The sequence below is a fragment of the Stenotrophomonas sp. genome, from assembly GCF_050737575.1.
GTDB lineage: Bacteria > Pseudomonadota > Gammaproteobacteria > Xanthomonadales > Xanthomonadaceae > Stenotrophomonas.
Map to the genome: position 1 here is coordinate 407,135 of NZ_JBOHXW010000002.1, position 18,408 is coordinate 425,542.

General features: G+C 64.8%; 16 protein-coding genes and 1 pseudogene. 14 read left to right on the forward strand and 3 right to left on the reverse strand.

Annotated elements, in window-relative coordinates; translation table 11 throughout:
• The 5 genes and pseudogenes from ACREP4_RS05040 to ACREP4_RS05060 all read left to right on the forward strand — a co-directional run bounded on the left by ACREP4_RS05040 (window position 1) and on the right by ACREP4_RS05060 (window position 4,737).
• Complete coding sequence (locus ACREP4_RS05040; protein ID WP_431595086.1) at window positions 1–1,023, forward strand: sulfate ABC transporter substrate-binding protein; 1,023 nt, start codon at window positions 1–3, stop codon at window positions 1,021–1,023.
• Between the two features lie 3 nt (window positions 1,024–1,026).
• Entirely contained in the window at window positions 1,027–1,884 is an 858-nt protein-coding gene (cysT, locus tag ACREP4_RS05045) for a sulfate ABC transporter permease subunit CysT (protein WP_431595087.1), read from the forward strand.
• A 68-nt stretch (window positions 1,885–1,952) separates the two neighbouring features.
• Window positions 1,953–2,822 (forward strand): annotated as a pseudogene (gene cysW / locus ACREP4_RS05050) (sulfate ABC transporter permease subunit CysW); the annotation flags it as partial.
• Window positions 2,823–2,831: 9 nt separating this feature from the next.
• Window positions 2,832–3,875 (forward strand): sulfate/molybdate ABC transporter ATP-binding protein, encoded by a 1,044-nt coding sequence (locus ACREP4_RS05055; RefSeq protein WP_431595088.1) that lies wholly within the window; start codon window positions 2,832–2,834, stop codon window positions 3,873–3,875.
• 109 nt (window positions 3,876–3,984) lie between these two features.
• Window positions 3,985–4,737: a TorF family putative porin gene (locus tag ACREP4_RS05060; RefSeq protein WP_431595089.1), complete on the forward strand. Its 753-nt coding sequence runs from the start codon at window positions 3,985–3,987 to the stop codon at window positions 4,735–4,737.
• A gap of 254 nt (window positions 4,738–4,991) precedes the next feature.
• Here the strand turns inward: ACREP4_RS05060 and tdh are convergent, their stop codons facing one another.
• Window positions 4,992–6,026 (reverse strand): L-threonine 3-dehydrogenase, encoded by a 1,035-nt coding sequence (gene tdh, locus ACREP4_RS05065; RefSeq protein WP_431595090.1) that lies wholly within the window; start codon window positions 6,024–6,026, stop codon window positions 4,992–4,994.
• Window positions 6,027–6,162: 136 nt separating this feature from the next.
• Here tdh and ACREP4_RS05070 point away from each other — a divergent pair, with 136 nt between their 5' ends.
• A complete protein-coding gene (locus tag ACREP4_RS05070; RefSeq protein ID WP_431595091.1) occupies window positions 6,163–8,328 on the forward strand; it encodes a S46 family peptidase in 2,166 nt (721 codons plus the stop codon).
• Window positions 8,329–8,544: 216 nt separating this feature from the next.
• On the opposite strand, the gene ACREP4_RS05075 is transcribed toward ACREP4_RS05070, so the two are convergent.
• Entirely contained in the window at window positions 8,545–9,432 is an 888-nt protein-coding gene (locus ACREP4_RS05075; RefSeq protein ID WP_431595092.1) for a hypothetical protein, read from the reverse strand.
• Between the two features lie 442 nt (window positions 9,433–9,874).
• On the opposite strand from ACREP4_RS05075, the gene ACREP4_RS05080 reads away from it, so the two are divergent.
• From ACREP4_RS05080 to ACREP4_RS05115, 8 genes are all read left to right on the forward strand, one after another.
• Window positions 9,875–10,519, forward strand: a complete 645-nt coding sequence (locus ACREP4_RS05080; protein ID WP_431595093.1) for a histidine phosphatase family protein — start codon at window positions 9,875–9,877, stop codon at window positions 10,517–10,519.
• Between the two features lie 235 nt (window positions 10,520–10,754).
• A complete protein-coding gene (gene folC / locus ACREP4_RS05085) occupies window positions 10,755–12,029 on the forward strand; it encodes a bifunctional tetrahydrofolate synthase/dihydrofolate synthase (protein WP_431595094.1) in 1,275 nt (424 codons plus the stop codon).
• 66 nt (window positions 12,030–12,095) lie between these two features.
• Window positions 12,096–13,115, forward strand: a complete 1,020-nt coding sequence (locus ACREP4_RS05090) for an SPOR domain-containing protein (protein ID WP_431595095.1) — start codon at window positions 12,096–12,098, stop codon at window positions 13,113–13,115.
• 60 nt (window positions 13,116–13,175) lie between these two features.
• A complete protein-coding gene (locus ACREP4_RS05095; RefSeq protein ID WP_431595096.1) occupies window positions 13,176–13,922 on the forward strand; it encodes a CvpA family protein in 747 nt (248 codons plus the stop codon).
• Between the two features lie 33 nt (window positions 13,923–13,955).
• Window positions 13,956–15,422 (forward strand): amidophosphoribosyltransferase, encoded by a 1,467-nt coding sequence (gene purF, locus ACREP4_RS05100; RefSeq protein WP_431595097.1) that lies wholly within the window; start codon window positions 13,956–13,958, stop codon window positions 15,420–15,422.
• Window positions 15,423–15,593: 171 nt separating this feature from the next.
• On the forward strand, window positions 15,594–16,364 hold the full coding sequence (locus ACREP4_RS05105) for a ferritin-like domain-containing protein (RefSeq protein ID WP_431595321.1): 771 nt from the start codon (window positions 15,594–15,596) through the stop codon (window positions 16,362–16,364).
• 245 nt (window positions 16,365–16,609) lie between these two features.
• Entirely contained in the window at window positions 16,610–16,921 is a 312-nt protein-coding gene (locus ACREP4_RS05110; protein WP_431595098.1) for a hypothetical protein, read from the forward strand.
• A gap of 77 nt (window positions 16,922–16,998) precedes the next feature.
• Window positions 16,999–17,436, forward strand: coding sequence for a COG3650 family protein (locus ACREP4_RS05115; protein ID WP_431595099.1), 438 nt, complete (start codon window positions 16,999–17,001; stop codon window positions 17,434–17,436).
• 228 nt (window positions 17,437–17,664) lie between these two features.
• Here ACREP4_RS05115 and lpxH read toward each other — a convergent pair whose 3' ends face one another.
• A complete protein-coding gene (lpxH, locus tag ACREP4_RS05120; RefSeq protein ID WP_431595100.1) occupies window positions 17,665–18,402 on the reverse strand; it encodes a UDP-2,3-diacylglucosamine diphosphatase in 738 nt (245 codons plus the stop codon).
• Window positions 18,403–18,408: the final 6 nt, after the last annotated feature.

Genomic DNA, 18,408 nt, shown 5'->3' on the forward strand with positions numbered 1-18,408 from the left:
ATGAAACATTCCTTCCTTTCCCGTGCCGGTATTGCTGCGCTCGCTTTCCTGCTGACCGTGACCGCAGGCAGCGCGTTTGCGCGCGACATCCAGTTGCTCAACGTGTCCTACGATCCGACCCGCGAGTTGTATCGCGATTTCAACGCGGCCTTCGCCAAACATTGGAAGGAGACCAAGGGTGACAATGTCACCATCGAAACCTCGCACGGCGGTTCCGGCAAACAAGCGCGTGCGGTGATCGACGGCATCGAGGCCGACGTGGTGACGCTTGCACTCGCCTACGACGTGGATGCCATCGCCGAGAAGGCCAAGCTGCTGCCGGACAACTGGGAGGAACGCCTGCCGGACAACAGCGCGCCGTACACCTCGACCATCGTGTTCCTGGTGCGCAAGGGCAACCCCAAGGCGATTCGCGATTGGCCCGACCTGCTGCGCAGTGGCGTGTCGGTGGTGACGCCGAACCCGAAGACGTCCGGCGGTGCGCGTTGGAATTATCTGGCGGCATGGGCGTACGCCGATCACATCTTCAAGGGCGATCGCGACAAGGTGCTGAACTACATGCGCGCGCTGTTCCGCAACGTGCCGGTGCTCGATACCGGCGCACGCGGTGCAACCACCACCTTCGTGCAGCGTGGCATCGGTGACGTGCTGTTGGCCTGGGAGAACGAAGCGTTTCTGGCGCAGGAAGAACTGGGCCCGGACAAGTTCGAGATCGTGGTGCCGCGTCAGTCGATTGTGGCTGAGCCGTCGGTGGCGCTGGTGGACCGCAATGTCGACCGTCATGGCACCCGCGAGGTGGCGCAGGCCTATCTGCAATACCTGTACTCGCCGGAAGGCCAACGCATTGCCGCGCGTCATTACTACCGTCCGCGCAGTCCCGAGTACGCCGACCGTGCTGACGTAGCGCGCTTCCCGCAGCTGCAATTGGTCACCATCCGCCAGGCGTTTGGTTCCTGGCAGAAAGCACAGGCCGAGCACTTCGCAGACGGCGGCATCTTCGACCAGATCCAGGCGAGCAAGTAAGCGGTGAGTACAAACGCAAATGTAGTTTTGCCGCGTGCGCGGCGCCAACGCCGGGTTCTGCCCGGCTTTGGTCTTGGCATGGGCATCACCTTGTTCTGGCTGGGGCTGATCGTGTTGATCCCGCTGGCCGGGGTGTTCCTCAAGGCGGCCGGGCTGGGCATCGGCGGTATCTGGCAGATATGGACCGAGCCGCGCGTGCTCGCCGCCTTGCGCCTGAGCTTCGGCACCGCATTCGCGGCGGCCGCCTTCAACACGGTGATGGGCACCTGGGTGGCGTGGGTGTTCGTGCGCTACCGGTTTCCGGGCCGGCGTGTGTTCGACGCGATGATCGACCTGCCATTCGCCTTGCCGACCGCCGTGGCCGGCATTGCGTTGACCGCCTTGTACGGCGGACAGGGCTGGATAGGGTGGTGGCTGGAACCGTTGGGTTTGAAGATTGCCTACACGCCGCTGGGTATCGTCGTCGCGCTGGTGTTTGTGGGCTTGCCGTTCGTGGTGCGCATCGTGCAACCAGTGCTGGCCGAAGCCGAACGCGAGCTGGAAGAGGCGTCGGCAACGCTCGGCGCCAGCCGCTTGCAGACCATCGTGCGCGTGGTCGTGCCGACCTTGTGGCCGGCGATGTTGACCGGCTTTGCATTGGCCTTCGCGCGTGGTGTGGGCGAGTACGGTTCGGTGATTTTCATTGCCGGCAACTTGCCCAACGTCACCGAGATCGCGCCGCTGCTGATCACCATTCGTCTGGAAGAATTTGATTACGCCGGCGCCACCGCCATTGCCGGCGCCATGTTGCTGCTGTCCTTCGCGGTGCTGCTGCTGGTCAACAGCCTGCAGGCATGGCTGCAGCGCAGGGGGGCGCGATGAACGAGCGTGCGTTGGAGTTGCCGGTGCAGATGGAGCAGGGACGTGCGGTGCGTGCGCGGCAGCGGGTGACCAGCGAGCCGCGTTGGGTGCAGGTGTTGTTGATCCTTGGTGCGCTGGGGTTTCTGTTGTCGTTCCTGCTGCTGCCGTTGCTGCTGGTGTTTGTCGAAGCACTGCGCGGTGGCGTGCAGGCGTTCTGGGTGGCGATCAGCGAGCCGGATGCCTTGTCGGCGGTGAAGCTGACCGTGCTGGTCACCGCCATCGTGGTGCCGTTGAATTTGATCTTCGGCGTGGCGGCGGCATGGGTGGTGAGCAAGCATCAATTTCCCGGCAAGCGCTGGCTGGTGACCTTGATCGACCTGCCGTTCTCGGTGTCGCCGGTGGTTGCGGGCCTGGTGTTCATTCTGTTGTTCGGACGTGAAGGTTGGTTCTGGCCGTTCATCGAAGAGGGCGTGCGATTGCACCTGCCAGTGTTGGGCGAAACGCTGCTGCAGTTGCCGCGCATCGTGTTCGCCATTCCCGGCATTGTGTTGGCCACGGTGTTCGTCACGTTCCCGTTCATTGCGCGCGAGTTGATGCCGCTGATGGAGCAGCAAGGCAGTGACGAAGAACTGGCCGCGCTGACGCTGGGCGCCAATGCCTGGCAGATGTTCTGGAAGGTGACCTTGCCGAATATCCGCTGGGGCCTGCTGTACGGCGTGTTGTTGTGCAGCGCGCGTGCGATGGGCGAGTTCGGTGCGGTGTCGGTGGTGTCCGGTCACATCCGTGGGCGCACCAACACGCTGCCGCTGCACGTGGAAATTCTCTACAACGAATACGCCTACAGCGCGGCGTTTGCCTGCGCATCACTGTTGGCCATCACCGCGTTGCTGACGCTGGTGGTCAAGACATTCCTGGAGTGGCGCCACGGCCAATCGCTGGCCGCCGCGCATCGCCATTGAGGTGAAACGATGAACATCCGCATTCAACAACTGGGCAAGCGTTTCGGCGCGTTCGCCGCACTCGATGGCGTCAGCCTGGATATCCGCAGCGGCGAGTTGCTGGCCTTGCTGGGGCCATCCGGGTCGGGCAAAACCACCTTGCTGCGCGCCATCGCCGGGCTGGAACAACCCGAGCAGGGCCGCATTCTGTTTGATGGCGAAGACGCCACCGGCCTGAGCGTGCAGGCGCGGCGCGCGGGCTTCGTGTTCCAGCATTACGCCTTGTTCAAGCACCTGGACGTGCGCAGCAATATCGCCTTCGGTCTGGAAGTGCGGCGCGGTGCCGGGCGTTGGCCGAAGGCACGCATCGAGGCGCGGGTCGAAGAGCTGCTGTCGCTGGTGCAACTGGATGGGTTGGGCGGGCGCTATCCGACGCAACTTTCCGGCGGTCAACGTCAGCGGGTGGCGTTGGCGCGCGCATTGGCGATTGAGCCGCGCGTGCTGCTGCTCGACGAACCGTTCGGCGCGCTGGATGCGCAGGTGCGTCGCGATCTGCGTCGCTGGTTGCGAGAACTGCACGACCGCACCGGGCTGACCACCGTGTTCGTCACCCACGATCAGGAAGAAGCGCTGGAGCTGGCCGACCGCGTCGCCATTCTCAATCGCGGCCGCATCGAACAGATCGGCACGCCGGGCGAGGTCTACGACCAGCCGGCATCGCCGTTCGTCTATGGCTTTGTCGGTGAGGCCAACCGGCTCCCGGCGCGGCTGCACGATGAATCCCTGGAAGTGGCCGGCGCGCATTGGCCGCGCAACGGGGCGCTGCCGGAGGCCGAGGCGCTGGAGGTATTCGTGCGACCGGAAGATCTGGTGGTGGAGGCGAACGGCGATTGGCAGGCTACGGTCGCCACGGTGCAGCGCAGCGGGGCACGGCAGCGGCTGCGGGCCCGGGTGGACGGCCTGACGGCCGATGTGGAGGTGGAACTGCCGGCCGGTAGCCCGGCCTATGTCAGCGGTGAATCCATCCGGCTTGGTGCGCGCCGCTTCGGAATATTTGCCGCGACAGGAAGCTGAATACGAGAAGCGGGGCACGCGGATGTTGCATCGCAATATCATTGCGGTTAAAAATTCGTGAACCGGACGCTGCTCCGGTTCGCTTTCCCCCCACTTTCTGGAGATCCGCATGATGCACAACAAGCGTCTTGTCGCCGTTGCCTGCGCCGCCCTGTTGTCCGTTCCCTTTGCCGTCAGCGCCCAGGAGAGCGAGGAATCGAGCTCGCCGTTCAGTGCCACCTTCGGTGTGACCACCGACTACGTGTTCCGCGGTGTCTCGCAGACCGACAACGGCCCGGCGTTCCAGGCTGGCGCCACCTACAACGCACCGCTGGGCTTCTACGCCACCGTGTGGGGTTCCAACGTCGATTTCGGCGAGGGCGGCCCGAACTTCGAGGTCGACTACAACATCGGCTGGAGCAAGGACCTCACCGACAGCTGGAACATCGACCTGGGCGTGAACCGCTACACCTACACCAACGCTTCCTCGGGCTACGGTGACATCGATTACAACGAGTACCTGGCCAAGGTCACCTGGAGTGGCCCGGTCACCGTCAGCGGCCTGCTGGGCTACGCCAACGATTACAGCAACACCGGCGCCAAGCAGACCTACAGCGCACTGGAAGCCAGCTACGACATCGGCGACAGCGGTTTCTCGATCGGCGCAACCGCCGGTTACACCACCATCAAGGAAAAGGCCAACGAGTGGCCGCGTCGTGCGGATTACTACGATGGCGCGGTGACGGTGTCCAAGGGCTTCGGCCCGGCGACCGCCACGTTGGGTTACTACGACACCTTCGGCTCGGACGCTGATGTGCTGCGCCGCGAGTCGGACACCTACAAGCCGGGCGTGGTCTTCACCGTGTCGGTGGACGTGCCCTGATTCGGGTTTGATGCAACATGAAAAAGGCGCCGAAAGGCGCCTTTTTCATGTTTGGTAGGAGCGGCCTTGGCCGCGAGGCTGAGGATGCTGGCGGTCGCAGGCATGCAGGTTATTTCGTGGGTGCGTGTTTCGCGGCCAAGGCCGCTCCTACGCGGCTGCAGATGCACGAAAGGCGCCTTGCGGCGCCTTCTGTGCGTTACCTGTTGTCGATCCGTGCCGAGGCTGGGATTTCATCCCAGCCTGCGGCGAGCCGATCAGTTCCAGCTCAGCACGACCTTGCCGGCCTTGCCTTCTTCCATCAGGTCAAAGCCCTTCTGGAAGTCGTCGATCGGCAGCTGGTGGGTCATCACCTTGCCGAGCGGGAAGCCGGACAGCACCAGCTGGGTCATCTTGTACCAGGTCTCGTACATCTTGCGGCCGTAGATGCCCTGCACGGTCAGGCCCTTGAAGATGATCTTGTCCCAGTCGCAACCGGCGCCCTTGGGCATGATGCCGAGCATGGCGATCTTGCCGCCGTGGTACATGCAGTCGAGCATGTCGTTGAACGCGCGCGGGTTGCCGCTCATTTCCAGGCCCACGTCGAAGCCTTCCATGTGCAGCTCGGCCATCACGTCCTTGAGCGAGGTGTTGGCCACGTTGACCACGCGCGTGGCGCCCATGTCGGCGGCCAGCTTCAGGCGGAAATCATTGACGTCGGTGACCACCACGTTGCGCGCACCAATGTGCTTGCAGATGCCGGCGGCGATGATGCCGATCGGGCCGGCACCGGTGATCAGCACGTCCTCGCCGATCACGTCGAACTCCAGCGCGCAATGCGCGGCGTTGCCGTAGGGATCGAAGAACGCGGCCAGCTCGGACGGAATCTGGTCGGGGATCGGCCACAGGTTGCTGGCCGGCATCACCATGTATTCGGCAAACGCGCCGTTGACGTTGACGCCGATGCCGACCGTGTTGGGGCACAGGTGCGGACGGCCGCCACGGCAGTTGCGGCAATGGCCGCAGACGATGTGGCCTTCGGCCGACACGCGCTGGCCGATTTCATAGCCGGTCACGCCCGGGCCGATCTCGGCGATGCGGCCGACGAACTCGTGGCCGATGGTCAGGCCCGGCTTGATGGTGCGCTGGCTCCATTCGTCCCACAGGTAGATGTGCAGGTCGGTGCCGCAGATGGCGGTCTTTTCCAGCTTGATCAGCACTTGGTTGGGGCCGGGCGTCGGCACCGGCACCTCTTCCATCCAGATGCCCTTGGTCGCTTCGCGCTTCACCAGCGCCTTCATCGTCTGTGCCATTGCAGGAAAACCGGGGTGTGAAAAAGAGCGCCGATTATAGGCTTGCATCCGTAACGGCCCCGTACTGACCGATGGCAGGGGAAGTAGGCGGTTCCAATCGTTACAATCGGCCGTTCCAAACTTTCGGTATTGCCATATGCGCCTGAATTTTCTTGCGTTTTCCATCATTGCCGGCCTTGGCCTGGCCCAAACCGCGCAGGCTGCCGAAGGCATGTGGGTGCCGCAGCAGTTGCCGGAGATCGCTGGCCCGTTGAAGCAGGCCGGGCTGAAGCTGGATCCGCAGCAGCTGGCCAACCTCACCGGCGACCCGATGGGCGCGGTGGTTGCGCTGGGCGGCTGCACCGCCAGCTTCGTCTCGCCGCAGGGCCTGGTGGTGACCAATCACCATTGCGCCTACGGCTCGATCCAGCTGAACTCCACCGCTGAGAAGAACCTGATCAAGGACGGCTTCAACGCGCCGACCACCAAGGACGAGCTGAGCGCCGGCCCGAACGCCCGCATCTACGTGCTGGACGACATCACCGACGTCACCACCCAGGTCAAGGCCGCCATTGCTGGCGCCGGCAACGACCCGCTCAAGCGCACCCAGGCGCTGGAAGCCTTCGAGAAGCAGGCCATCGCCCAGTGCGAAACCGACGACGCCTACAGCTGCACCCTGTACAGCTTCTCCGGCGGCAACACCTATCGCCTGTTCAAGAACATGGAAATCAAGGACGTGCGCCTGGCTTATGCGCCCCCGGGCAGCGTCGGCAAGTTCGGCGGCGACGTCGATAACTGGATGTGGCCGCGTCACACCGGTGATTTCTCGTTCTACCGCGCCTACGTCGGCAAGGACGGCAAGCCGGCCGCATTCGCTGCCGACAACGTGCCATACCAGCCCAAGCATTGGCTGAAGCTGGCCAACCAGCCGCTGGGCGAAGGTGATTTCGTGATGGTGGCCGGTTACCCGGGCCGCACCGACCGCTACGCGCTGGTCAGCGAGTTCGAGAACACCGCGACCTGGACGTATCCGACCATCGCCAAGGCCTACAAGGACCAGATCGCACTGGTTGAAGCGGCCAGCAAGGACAGTCAGGACATCGCGGTGAAGTACGCCGCCAGCATGGCTGGCTGGAACAACACCAGCAAGAATTACGACGGCCAGTTGGACGGCTTCAAGCGCAACGGCGTGCTGGCGCACAAGCAGCGCGAAGAAACCGCCGTGCTGGAATGGCTGCGCACGCAAGGTGCTGCCGGCAAGCCGGCGCTGGACGCCCATGCGCAGCTGTTGGCACTGGGCCAGCAGGGCCGCGCCAACCAGGCGCGTGATCTGAACCTGGGCATGCTCAACCGCACCGGCACGCTGGGCACCGCCGTGCGCCTGTACCGCCTGGCCATCGAAAAGGCCAAGCCGGACGCACAGCGCGAAGAGGGTTACCAGGAACGCGATCTGCCGGCCATCGAAGGCGGCCTGAAGCAGATGGACCGCCGCTACGTGGCGGCCATGGATCGTCAGTTCCAGCAGTACTGGCTGCAGCAGTACGTGCAGTTGCCGGCCGGCCAGCACCTGTCTGCGTTCGACAAGTGGATCGGCGGTACCGACGCTGCGGCGGTCGAAGCCACCGTTGCGCGCCTGGACGGCTCCAAGCTGGGCAATCTGGACGAACGCCTGAAGTGGCTCAACGCCGACAAGGCGGCGTTCGAGGCCAGCACCGATCCGGCCATCCAGTACGCGGTGGCAGTGATGCCGGCGCTGCTGGAACTGGAACACCAGCGCAAGCTGCGCATGGGCGAGGAGCTGGTGGCACGTCCGCTGTTCCTGCAGGCCATTGCGGATTACAAGAAGACCCAAGGCGAGTTCGTTTACCCGGACGCCAACCTGTCGCTGCGCATCACCTTCGGCAACGTGAAGGGTTACACCGGCCTGGACGGCAAGGTACAGCCGGCCTTCACCGATCTGGAAGGCATCGTCGCCAAGGAAACCGGCGTGGATCCGTTCGATTCACCGAAGGCGCTGATCGATGCGGTCAAGGCCAAGCGTTACGGCGGCCTGGAAGATTCGCGTATCGGCAGCGTGCCGGTGAACTTCCTGTCGGACCTGGACATCACCGGCGGCAACTCCGGCTCGCCGGTGCTGGACGCGCACGGTCGTCTGGTCGGCCTGGCGTTTGACGGTATCTGGGAATCGGTCGCCAGCAACTGGGTGTTCGACCCGGTGATGACCCGCATGATCTCGGTGGACGAGCGTTACATGCGCTGGATCATGCAGGAAGTGGCGCCGGCGCCGCAGCTGTTGAAGGAACTGGACGCCGCCTCGAAGTAAGTTCGAGCCGAGTGGTTCAAACAAAAGCCCGGGCAGGAAACTGTCCGGGCTTTTTGTTTTGCTCCCTCCCTTTCGCGCAGCGGAGGGGTAAGTTCTTCGCGGGTTGATGCAGCGGTCGGCTCGCAACGATAGCGCCGAGCCACGCTCGGCAGAAGCTCTACCGGTGAAGCCTCTGCCGAGCATGGCTCGGCACTAGCAAACCAATCTTTGTCCGGCTCAGCGATACGGCCCCGGGCCGCGCCACAGCAGTTCGCCGTAGCGGTAGACGTACATCACGATGACGAACTGCCGCGCATCGCCGATGTTCTGCAGCTCCGGTGAGCCGGCCTGCAGCATGCGGCACTTGCTGGAACCGCGGCGCAGGGCGACTTCGGCCGGACAGACCATCAGGTAAGTGGTGCCCGGCAATGGGATCGAGAGTTCCTGCTTGTCCTCGTCCTGCTGGTTTCGATCTTTCTTGTTCTGCGCCATCCAGTCGCGCAGTTTTGTCTCGCTGAGCAGGTCGTAGATGATCTGGTAGCCGCCCACTTCCATGGCCGGTTCGCCTGCGCTTCTGTCGATGCGGCGGCCGCTGTCATTGCCTTGGCCGACCGAGCGCCCGGAATCCTTCGGCGCGGTGGTTCGGTCCAGCGAGCCGGGCGGGCGACCGGTCCAGGTCTGCGGGCGGCGCGGCACGGTTTCCGACGGACTGGCAGCCGCTGGCGGTGCCGCCTCGGCTTGTTGCTGCTCCTGCGTCGGCGTATGTTCCTGCTCCGGTTCGCTGGGCGGTTCGATATAGCGGGCTTCCGGCACCGGCTTGCGGTCTGGGCTACGACGTTGCGTGACCGGCTTGGGCTGTGCGCGGGCGGTCTTGTTGGGTTTGTCCTGCGGCGGTACTTCGCGCGTTTCTGCCGATGGCGGGGCCTCGCCGACGAAATCGACCTTGACCCGGCCACCACCGGAAGAACCCTCGGGCGAAGAAACCACCGGCGGATTGGAAAACATCAGGATCAGCAGCATCAACAGATGCACCAACGCACTGATCAGCGTCGCGAACCAGCGATCGCGGCGTTCGTTCCAGGGCTCGGGGGTAAGGGGCGTCGGAGAGGTGGAAGGGTTGCTCATACCGCGTCGAGGGCGTGGAGGTTGCAGGCCCACATGCGGACGTCACACCGTGTCACCGATAGGGAGCCGGTATGGTAACGCCTGTTCCGGGGACGCAGCTGTGTCATCGGTGGGGGGCAGGGGAATGGGGAGCGGGGAATGAAAGCCCACTCGCTGCGGATGTGTTCCATTCCTGTTCGTGCCCTTTCATTCCCTGTTCCCCATTCCCGGCTTCAGAAGCTTCGATGGGACGGGAAGCAGGGAATGAAAGTTCCCTGGACCCTGATTTATTCCCTCAACGCGCACACCCCCACATTCCCAGTTCCCCAATCCCGGTTCCCCGTAGGCAGTTGCCAGATCCGTATCGAAGGTAACCGTGGGCGGCGGCGGGGCACGGCCGGGCTATGATGCGCGTCCCGTCGCGGTCACCTGGCGGGCCCCACACAACCATGGAACTTGCTGCATGCGCATCCTGCTTGCCCGTCACGGCGAAACGCCGTGGAACGCCGAAGGCCGCTACCAGGGCCAGATCGACATTCCTCTTTCGCCCGTGGGCGAAGCCCAAGCCAAGGCCTTGGGTGAGCGGCTGGCAGACGTGCAGATCACCCGCGCCGTCGCCTCGCCGCTGAGCCGTGCACAGGCCACGGCCAAAGCCGCATTGGGCAGCGCCCGTGAAGCGATGCTGCTGACCGAGCCGGACCTGCAGGAAATCGCCCACGGTGAATGGGAAGGCCTGCTCGCCAGTGAGATCAACGACAAGGATCCGGCCCGTCTGCACGCTTGGCGCGAGGAACCCGACACCGTGCTGATGCCCGGCGGCGAATCGCTGCGCCAGGTGCTGGACCGCAGCTGGCGTGGTCTGATCAAGGCCGCTGAAGGTTTGGGCGAAGAAGACACCTTGCTGGTCGTCGCCCACGACGCGGTGAACCGCGTGATCCTGTGCAGGATCCTCGGCCTGCCGATCGCCAAGCTGTGGACCTTCCGCCAGGCGCCGACCACGCTCAACCTGCTTGAAGGCCCGGACGTGGAACACCTGGAAGTGGTGCGCCTGAACGACTGCGCCCATCACACCCCGTTCTTCGGCGAAGCCAAGCATCGCGCGCTGTAACAAGCACCGCGCGCTGTAACCGGATCCCGTAATCCGCTTTGGGTAGTGCCGAGCCATGCTCGGCTGAGGCGCTACCGATGAAGCCCTGCCGAGCATGGCTCGGCACCACGCTCCCGGCCTGACATGCCGGGAAGCTTGGCGGCCGGGCGCAGCCGCCGCTGTATCATGTGCGCCTTTCCCGCGCGCAACGCGCTGTTGGCCGTCTTGGCCGGCGCCTGATCCAGAGAGCACTCGCATGTCTTCCGCACGTCCCGCCACGCTTGAGCAGTGGCTCGCCCATATCGAACAACAGCACCCGCAGGCCATCGCGATGGGGCTGGACCGCGTGCGTGACGTCGTCGCACGCATGCAGCTGGGGCGGCCGGGCGAACACAGCATCGTGGTCGGCGGGACCAACGGCAAAGGCTCGACGGTCGCCTTCATCGAATCCATCGCGCGCGCTGCCGGCTGGAAGGTCGGTGCTTACACTTCGCCACATCTGCTGCGCTACAACGAGCGTGTGCGCATCAATGGCGCCGATGCCGATGACGCCACCCTGGTGGCCGGTTTCAACGCCGTGGAGGACGCGCGTGGCGACACGCCGCTGACCTATTTCGAATACGGCACGCTGTGCGCGTTGTGGGTGTTCCAGCAGGCAGGTCTCGACCTCGCGGTGCTGGAAGTCGGGCTGGGCGGCCGCCTGGATGCGGTGAACATCATTGATGCCGATGTCTCGGTCATCACCACCGTGGACATCGACCACGCCGATTGGCTGGGCAGTGACCGCGAGGCCATCGGCGAGGAGAAGGCCGGCATCATCCGTGGCTGGAAGCCGGTGATTCTGGGCGAGACCGATCCGCCGTCGAGCGTGCTGCGTCGCGCCTATGTGCTGGGCGCCAACGCGATCCGTGGCGGCAGCGATTTCTTCGCCGAAGCCATCGATGCAGAACAGTGGGCGTGGCGTGATGTGTCGTTCCGCATCGAGCTGCCGCAGCCCGCGCTGTGGGCGCCGATCCAGCGCACCAACGCCGCCGCCGCGATCGCCGCCTTGCGCGCGCTGGACAAGCCGGTGCCGGACACCGCGTGGGCGCAGGGCGTGGCCGATGCGCAGATCGCTGGTCGCCTGCAGTCGTTCCTGCGCGATGGCGTTGAAGTGCTGATCGATGTCGGCCATAACCCGCAGGCGGCCGGCGCATTGGCAGCGGCATTGAGCGCCAAGCCGGTCACCGGCCGCACCTTTGCGGTGTACGCCGCACTGGCCGACAAGGACGCCGCCGGCGTGGTGCAGGCACTGCAGCCGCAGGTGGATGTCTGGATGCTGGCCGGGCTGGAAGGCGCACGCGGCCAAACCGCGCAGCAGCTGCGTGACCGTCTGCAGGACAGCAGCGCGGCCACCGCCGAACTGGCCGACAGCGTTGCCGCCGCCCTGGATGCCGCGCTGGCACAGGCCGGTGACGGCGACCGGGTGCTGGTATTCGGCTCGTTCCACACCGTGGCCGAAGCGCTGCCGATGCTTCGTTCAGCTGACTGAGAACGCAGGCCGGACACCACCCCTATAATCGCCAAGGCATTCCGCCACGCCGCTCGTACGCCATCTGTGGATACTCCTCTGAAACAGCGACTGATTGGTGCCATCGTTCTGGTGGCGCTTGCCGTGATTTTCCTGCCGATGCTGGTTAAAGGCCCGGCGCCGGACAGTGGTACGCAGGACGTACCGTTGACCGCGCCCGCCGCCCCCGGCGATGGCCAGTTTGAAACCCGCGAACTGCCGCTGGTCGCGCCGTCGGCGTCTGCCGCAGGTGCGCTGGGCATGCCGAGCGCACAGCCGGATGCCCCAGCGACGACCCCGGCGCAATCAGGCAATGCCTTGCCGCCGACGGCTGCCGCCGGCAACTACGCGGTCAACTTTGGTGCCTATGCCAGCGAGGCGGATGCCGACGCGGTGATCGCGCACCTGAAGAAATCCAACCTGCCGGGCTTCCGCCAGGCCGACACCATCAACGGCGGTCCAGCCTGGCGCGTGCGCATTGGTCCGTATGCGGATCGTGCGCAGGCTGAACTGGTGCGTCTGGAAGCCGGCAAGGTGCGCAACGACGTGAACGCGCAGGTGGTGGTGCTCGACGCCAGCGTCGAAGCGCCCGCCGCCGTTGCCGCACTCCCGGCCGCAAGCACCGCCACGGCCGCGCCGACCACCGCGCCGGTGCGTACCGAAGCCTTGCCGTCGGAACCGGCCAAGCCGGTCGCCGCCGCGCCCAAGCCCGAAGCGCCGAAGCCCGCCCCGAAACCCGAAGCCGCCAAGCCGGTCGCCGCAACGCCTGCGCCGCCTGCGCCGCCTGCGGCCAAGCCGGAAGTCCGCACGCCGGCCGCGCCAGCCGCCAGCAACGTCGGCTTTGCCGTGCAGCTGGGTGCATTCGGCCAGGCGGCCGATGCCAACGCGCTGCGTGACCGCGCCCGCGCCGCGGGCTTCAGTGCCTTCGTCGAGCAGGTGCGTACCGACAACGGCACGCTCAACCGCGTCCGCGTTGGGCCGGTGGCCAACCGTGCCGAAGCCGAACAGCTCAAGGCCCAGGTGGCGGCCAAGGTCGGCATTGCCGGCATGGTTCGTCCGCATCCCTGATGCCGCCTGAAACCAACGTGCTGAACCGCACCGTGGCGGCCTGTCCGCAGCGAGTGCGCCGTGGTTGATCTGGTACTGCTGGCGATCATCGCCCTGTCGGCGGTGTTCGGCCTGATCCGTGGGTTGCTGGCCACCGTGCTGGGCGTCGCCTCCTGGCTGGTCGCCGGTTGGAGCGCGTTTCGTTTTGGCGAGCAGGCGGCGCTGATGTTGTCCGCCGGCATGCCACCGTCGCCCGGCGAATACATCGGCGGTTACCTGCTGGTGTTCATCGGCGCCTTGCTGGCGATGGCAATTGTCAGCTGGATGCTGCGAGGGGTCGTCAATTCGACCGTGCTGCTGAAAGGCCCTGACCGCCTGTTGGGGCTTTGTCTGGGCACGCTGCGCGGCGTATTGCTGGCGGTGCTGGCGGTATTGCTGATGGGCTTCACCTCGATGACTGAGGAGCCATCCTGGCGTGAATCGGCCGTGCTGCCGTGGCTGCAGCCGTCGGCCGACTGGCTGCGGGGCAAATTGCCGCAGGCACCGGAGTTGTCCGAGTTGCCGGGAAAGGCGCTGATGGACTTGGGTAAGTCGGTGCTCACAGGCGATAATGCCGAACCGAACGAAGCAGACGCGGGCAATAGATGGCCGCCGACGGTTGTGGATGCTGGATCACCCCATGATCCGCTGCCGCAACCGGATGCAGGCCCATCAGCGGACCCGACGAGGGCGTTGCCCTCCAACATCGATCCGGCGCAGGTGCGCCTGGGTCAACCCGATCCACACCGGGTCGAGGTACGCGGCCAGGCACGGCCACCTTCACGTTAACCGGGCGCCTGCGCCCAGCGGAGATCGCGCAACATGTGTGGCATCGTCGGAATCGTCGGCAACCAGAACGTCGCCGGGCAGCTTTATGACGGCCTGACCGTCCTCCAACATCGCGGCCAGGATGCAGCTGGCATCGCCACCGTCAACGGCACGCGCCTGCGCGTGGAAAAGGCCAGTGGCCTGGTACGGGATGTGTTTGATGAGCGCCGCATGGCGCTGTTGCAGGGCCGCATCGGCATCGCCCATGTGCGCTACCCCACTGCGGGCTCGGAAGGCACCGATGAGGCGCAGCCGTTCTACGTCAACTCGCCCTACGGCATCGCGATGGCGCACAACGGCAACCTGATCAACACCGAGGCGCTGCGTCGCCAGGTGTTCGAGGCAGACCGCCGCAACATCAATACCGATTCAGACAGCGAAGTGCTGTTGAACGTGTTCGCTTTTGAACTCGACGCGCAGGGCATGCTCACCCCGGAAGCGGCCATCCGCGCCGTGGCCGGCGTGCACCGCCGTTGCAAGGGCAGCTATGCGGTGGTCAGCGTGGTGCTGGGCCTGGGCCTGGTGGCTTTCCGTGATCCGCATGGCATCCGCCCGTTGGTGCTGGGCAAGCGCACGCATGTGGAAGGCGACGAGTACATCGTGGCGTCGGAGTCGGTGGCGCTGGACGTGCTCGGTTTCGAGCGTGTGCGTGATGTCGCCCCGGGCGAGGCGGTGGTCATCACCGAACGTGGCGAGCTGTTCACCGAAGTGTGCGCGTCCAACACGCAGCAGACGCCGTGCATCTTCGAGTACGTGTACTTCGCGCGCCCGGATTCGATGATCGACAACGTGTCGGTGCACAAGGCGCGCATGCGCATGGGCCAGAAGCTGGGCGAGAAGATCCTGCGCCTGCGTCCGGACCACGACATCGACACCATCATCCCGATCCCGGACACCTCGCGCGATGCCGCGCTGGAGATGTCCAACGTGCTCGGCGTGAAGTACCGCGAAGGCTTCGTCAAGAATCGCTACGTCGGCCGCACCTTCATCATGCCGGGGCAGGGCGAGCGCCAGAAATCGGTGCGCCGCAAGCTCAATCCGATCCATCTGGAGTTCCGCAACCGCGTGGTGCTGCTGGTCGATGACTCGATCGTGCGCGGCACCACCAGCCAGCAGATCGTGCAGATGGCGCGCGACGCCGGCGCCCGCAAGGTGTACCTGGCCAGCGCCGCACCGCCGGTGCGTTACCCCAACATCTACGGCATCGACATGCCGGCGCCGGAAGAACTGGTCGCGCACAACCGCAGCGTCGAGGAAATTGAAAAGCACCTCGGCTGCGATTGGCTGGTCTACCAGGATCTGGAAGACCTGGAAGTCGCCGTGCGTGATGGCAACCCGGAGTTGAAAGAGTTCGATTCGTCCTGCTTCAACGGCAAGTACGTCACCGGCATTGAAGACGGTTACTTCGAGCGCATCCTGCAACTGCGCTCGGATGAAGCCAAGAAGCTGCGCCGCGCTTGAGGCCCTGACGCCCCTCTCCCCTTGCGGGAGAGGGGTTGGGGAGAGGGGAAGGAACGAAACCGTGATGCGCAAGTGCCCATGACATTCCAACAAGCACACACGTCTGCCGATAAGCAGTTCCGGCATCACGAAGCAAACGACTTCTCCCTGCTCGACGCCGCCAGCCTCTGCATGGCTGCGTCCGATCCGCTTGAAAAAGTCGCACTGACCCAGCACTTCGCCGCGCGTTACCGTGCAGGCACTCTGAAGCTGCCGGAGCAGGCACCGGACCCCGAACCCATCCGCACGCCCGGCCGCCCCGCACAGCTGGTGTTGGTGCATCCGCGCGATCTGGTGCGGCGTGGTTTTGGTTCGCCGGAAGGGCGCGCGGCCTTCATCCACGCCATCGCCCATATCGAAATCAATGCCATCGACCTGGCCTGGGATGCGGTGTATCGCTTCCGTGGACTGCCGGGCAGCTTCTACGCCGATTGGGTGAGTTGCGCCGATGACGAATCGCGGCACTTCATGTTGCTGCGCGAACGGCTGCTGGCGCACGGTCACGACTATGCCGATTTCCCCGCGCACAACGGCTTGTGGGAAATGTGCGAGAAGACCGCACACGATGGCTTGGCCCGCATGGGTCTGGTGCCGCGTGTGCTGGAAGCGCGCGGCCTGGATGTCACCCCGGCGATGATCACCAAGCTGCGCTCCCTCGGCGATGCAACCACGGCCGACGTGCTGGAAGTGATCCTGCGCGAGGAAGTGGCGCATGTTGCCGCCGGCTCACGCTGGTACCGCTGGTACTGCGCGCGTGCAGGCGTCGAGCCGCGTGCGCGCTTCAAGGAACTGCTGCACGAGTACGCCCACGGCTACCTGCGCGGCCCATTCAACGTCGAAGCACGGCTGTTGGCCGGCTTCGACGATGACGAACTGGCGGATCTGGTCGAACAGGCCGACTGAGCGGCATCGCGCGACTGCGCACCTGAGATGCAATCCCTACCGGCCTCCGGCGACCTCATGCTCTTGTACCCGGGGTAAGCGCTGCGGGGCAGGCGAAATCGGGCAAGTCCACATTGCAGGCGGCGACAAACCCTTCCAGACAGGCAGGCTGAGTGCTGAACAGGCACTCCGACAGCGACCGGATCCGATTGACGCGCCCCGCACGGCATCCCACCATCGGCCCGACCACACAGGGAGTGTCCGCCATGCTGCGTTGCCTGGCCGTTGTGTTTGCGCTGTCGCCGTTGCTTGCCGTTGCCCATAACCCGAATGACGAACGCACGGTCGAACAGGCCAGCGAGCTGGTGCCGTTGTGCCGGCAGGAAGTCGAAGCGCGGTATGTGGCCAGGGACATTCCCACCTATCAATGGCGCGCGTCGTATCACGACCGTGCCAACACGCTGTATGTCGATGGCTTCATCCGTGCCGGCGGGGAGGACATCACCGTGGCCTGCCGCATCGCACGCGGCGCGCGTGAGCGTTACATCAGCGTGGACATCGCCGACCCACGGTTGTGATCGATGTCAGACATTTGTTCACCGCGCGCAGGTGCGTCGGTGGGCACAATCCACAGGGAAGCAACAAGGAGCGTTTCATGAAGCAGATGTATCTCGGGCTGGCATTGGTAATCGCATTGGCCGGCTGCAAACCACCGGCGACAGAAACGACGACCTCGTCCGGCGTCGACGAACCAACGACCGTGGTGCCGGCGGAAGATTTCCCGGCAACGCTGCAGGCCTCGGGCACCGAGCCGTTCTGGGGCGTGCGCGCGGAAGGCGGCAAGCTGTCGTACACCACGCCGGAAACCATGGACACGCCGCGCACCTTCGAGGGCGCGCGTGATGAAAAGGACGGCGCGCTGACCGTGCAGGGCGGCGAGGGTGATGCGGCGTTCAAGCTGACCATCAAGCGCGGTGAATGCTCCGATGGCATGTCCGATCTGCAGCATCCGTTCAGCGCCGAATTCGTACTCGGCAAGGACACCTTCAAGGGCTGCGCGCGTGATCCGGCAGTGCCGGTAGAAGCACCCTGATTGAAGCCTCCGCTCATCGGAATTCGATGGGCTTAGAAGTGCAGACGGAATTGAGTTCAGAAGCAATCGAGTGCAGAAACAACGACGAAGGCCGGGAGAAAATCCCTGCCTTCGTCATTCATGGGAGCAGCATCTCAGCCTCCTCCCTTTTGCCGCAGGCAAAGGGGAGGGCTGGGGAGGGGTAAGCCTTCAACGCATCACAGCCAACGCCACTTCAACCCAAAACGCTTAAAGCGCTTCCAGACGGAACCCATCAGCATCCACGCGCAGCACCGAGCCTTGCTCGTACCAGTCGCCCAGCACGATGCGGGTGCAGCGGTGTTCGCCGGCCTGCACGGTGTGGATGGCGGGGCGGTGGGTGTGGCCGTGAATCATGGTGTCCACGCCATAACGCTGGAACGTGGCAACCACTTCGTCCGGCGCCACATCGGTGACGGTCTCGAACTGGCCACGATTGTCCTGTTTCATTTCCGACTGATGTGCCTGGCTGGCGGCGCGTGCTTTCTGTGCGAAGGCGATGCGCGCTTCCAGCGGCTGTGACAGGAACTGAGCAATGAAGGCCGGGTCGCGGGTCTGCGCACGGAATGCCTGGTAGGCGACATCGTCGGTGCACAGCAGGTCGCCGTGCTGCAGCAGCACCGGCTTGCCGTACAACTCGATCACCGCCGGATCGGGCAGGATGCGCATGCCGGCACGCGCGGCGTAATCGTTGCCAACCAGGAAGTCGCGATTGCCGCGGATGAAGTACACCGGCACGCCGGCGTCGTGCACTTCATGCAGGGCAGTGGCGACCGCATCGGCGGCGCTGGAGGGAGTGTCGTCACCGATCCAGGCTTCAAACAAGTCGCCCAGGATGTACAGCGCCTCGGCCTGGTGCGCTTCATCGCGCAGGAAGCGGAGGAACAGCTCGGTGATGGCTGGACGGCTGGGGTCCAGATGCAGGTCGGAGATGAACAACGTGGTCATGCCACG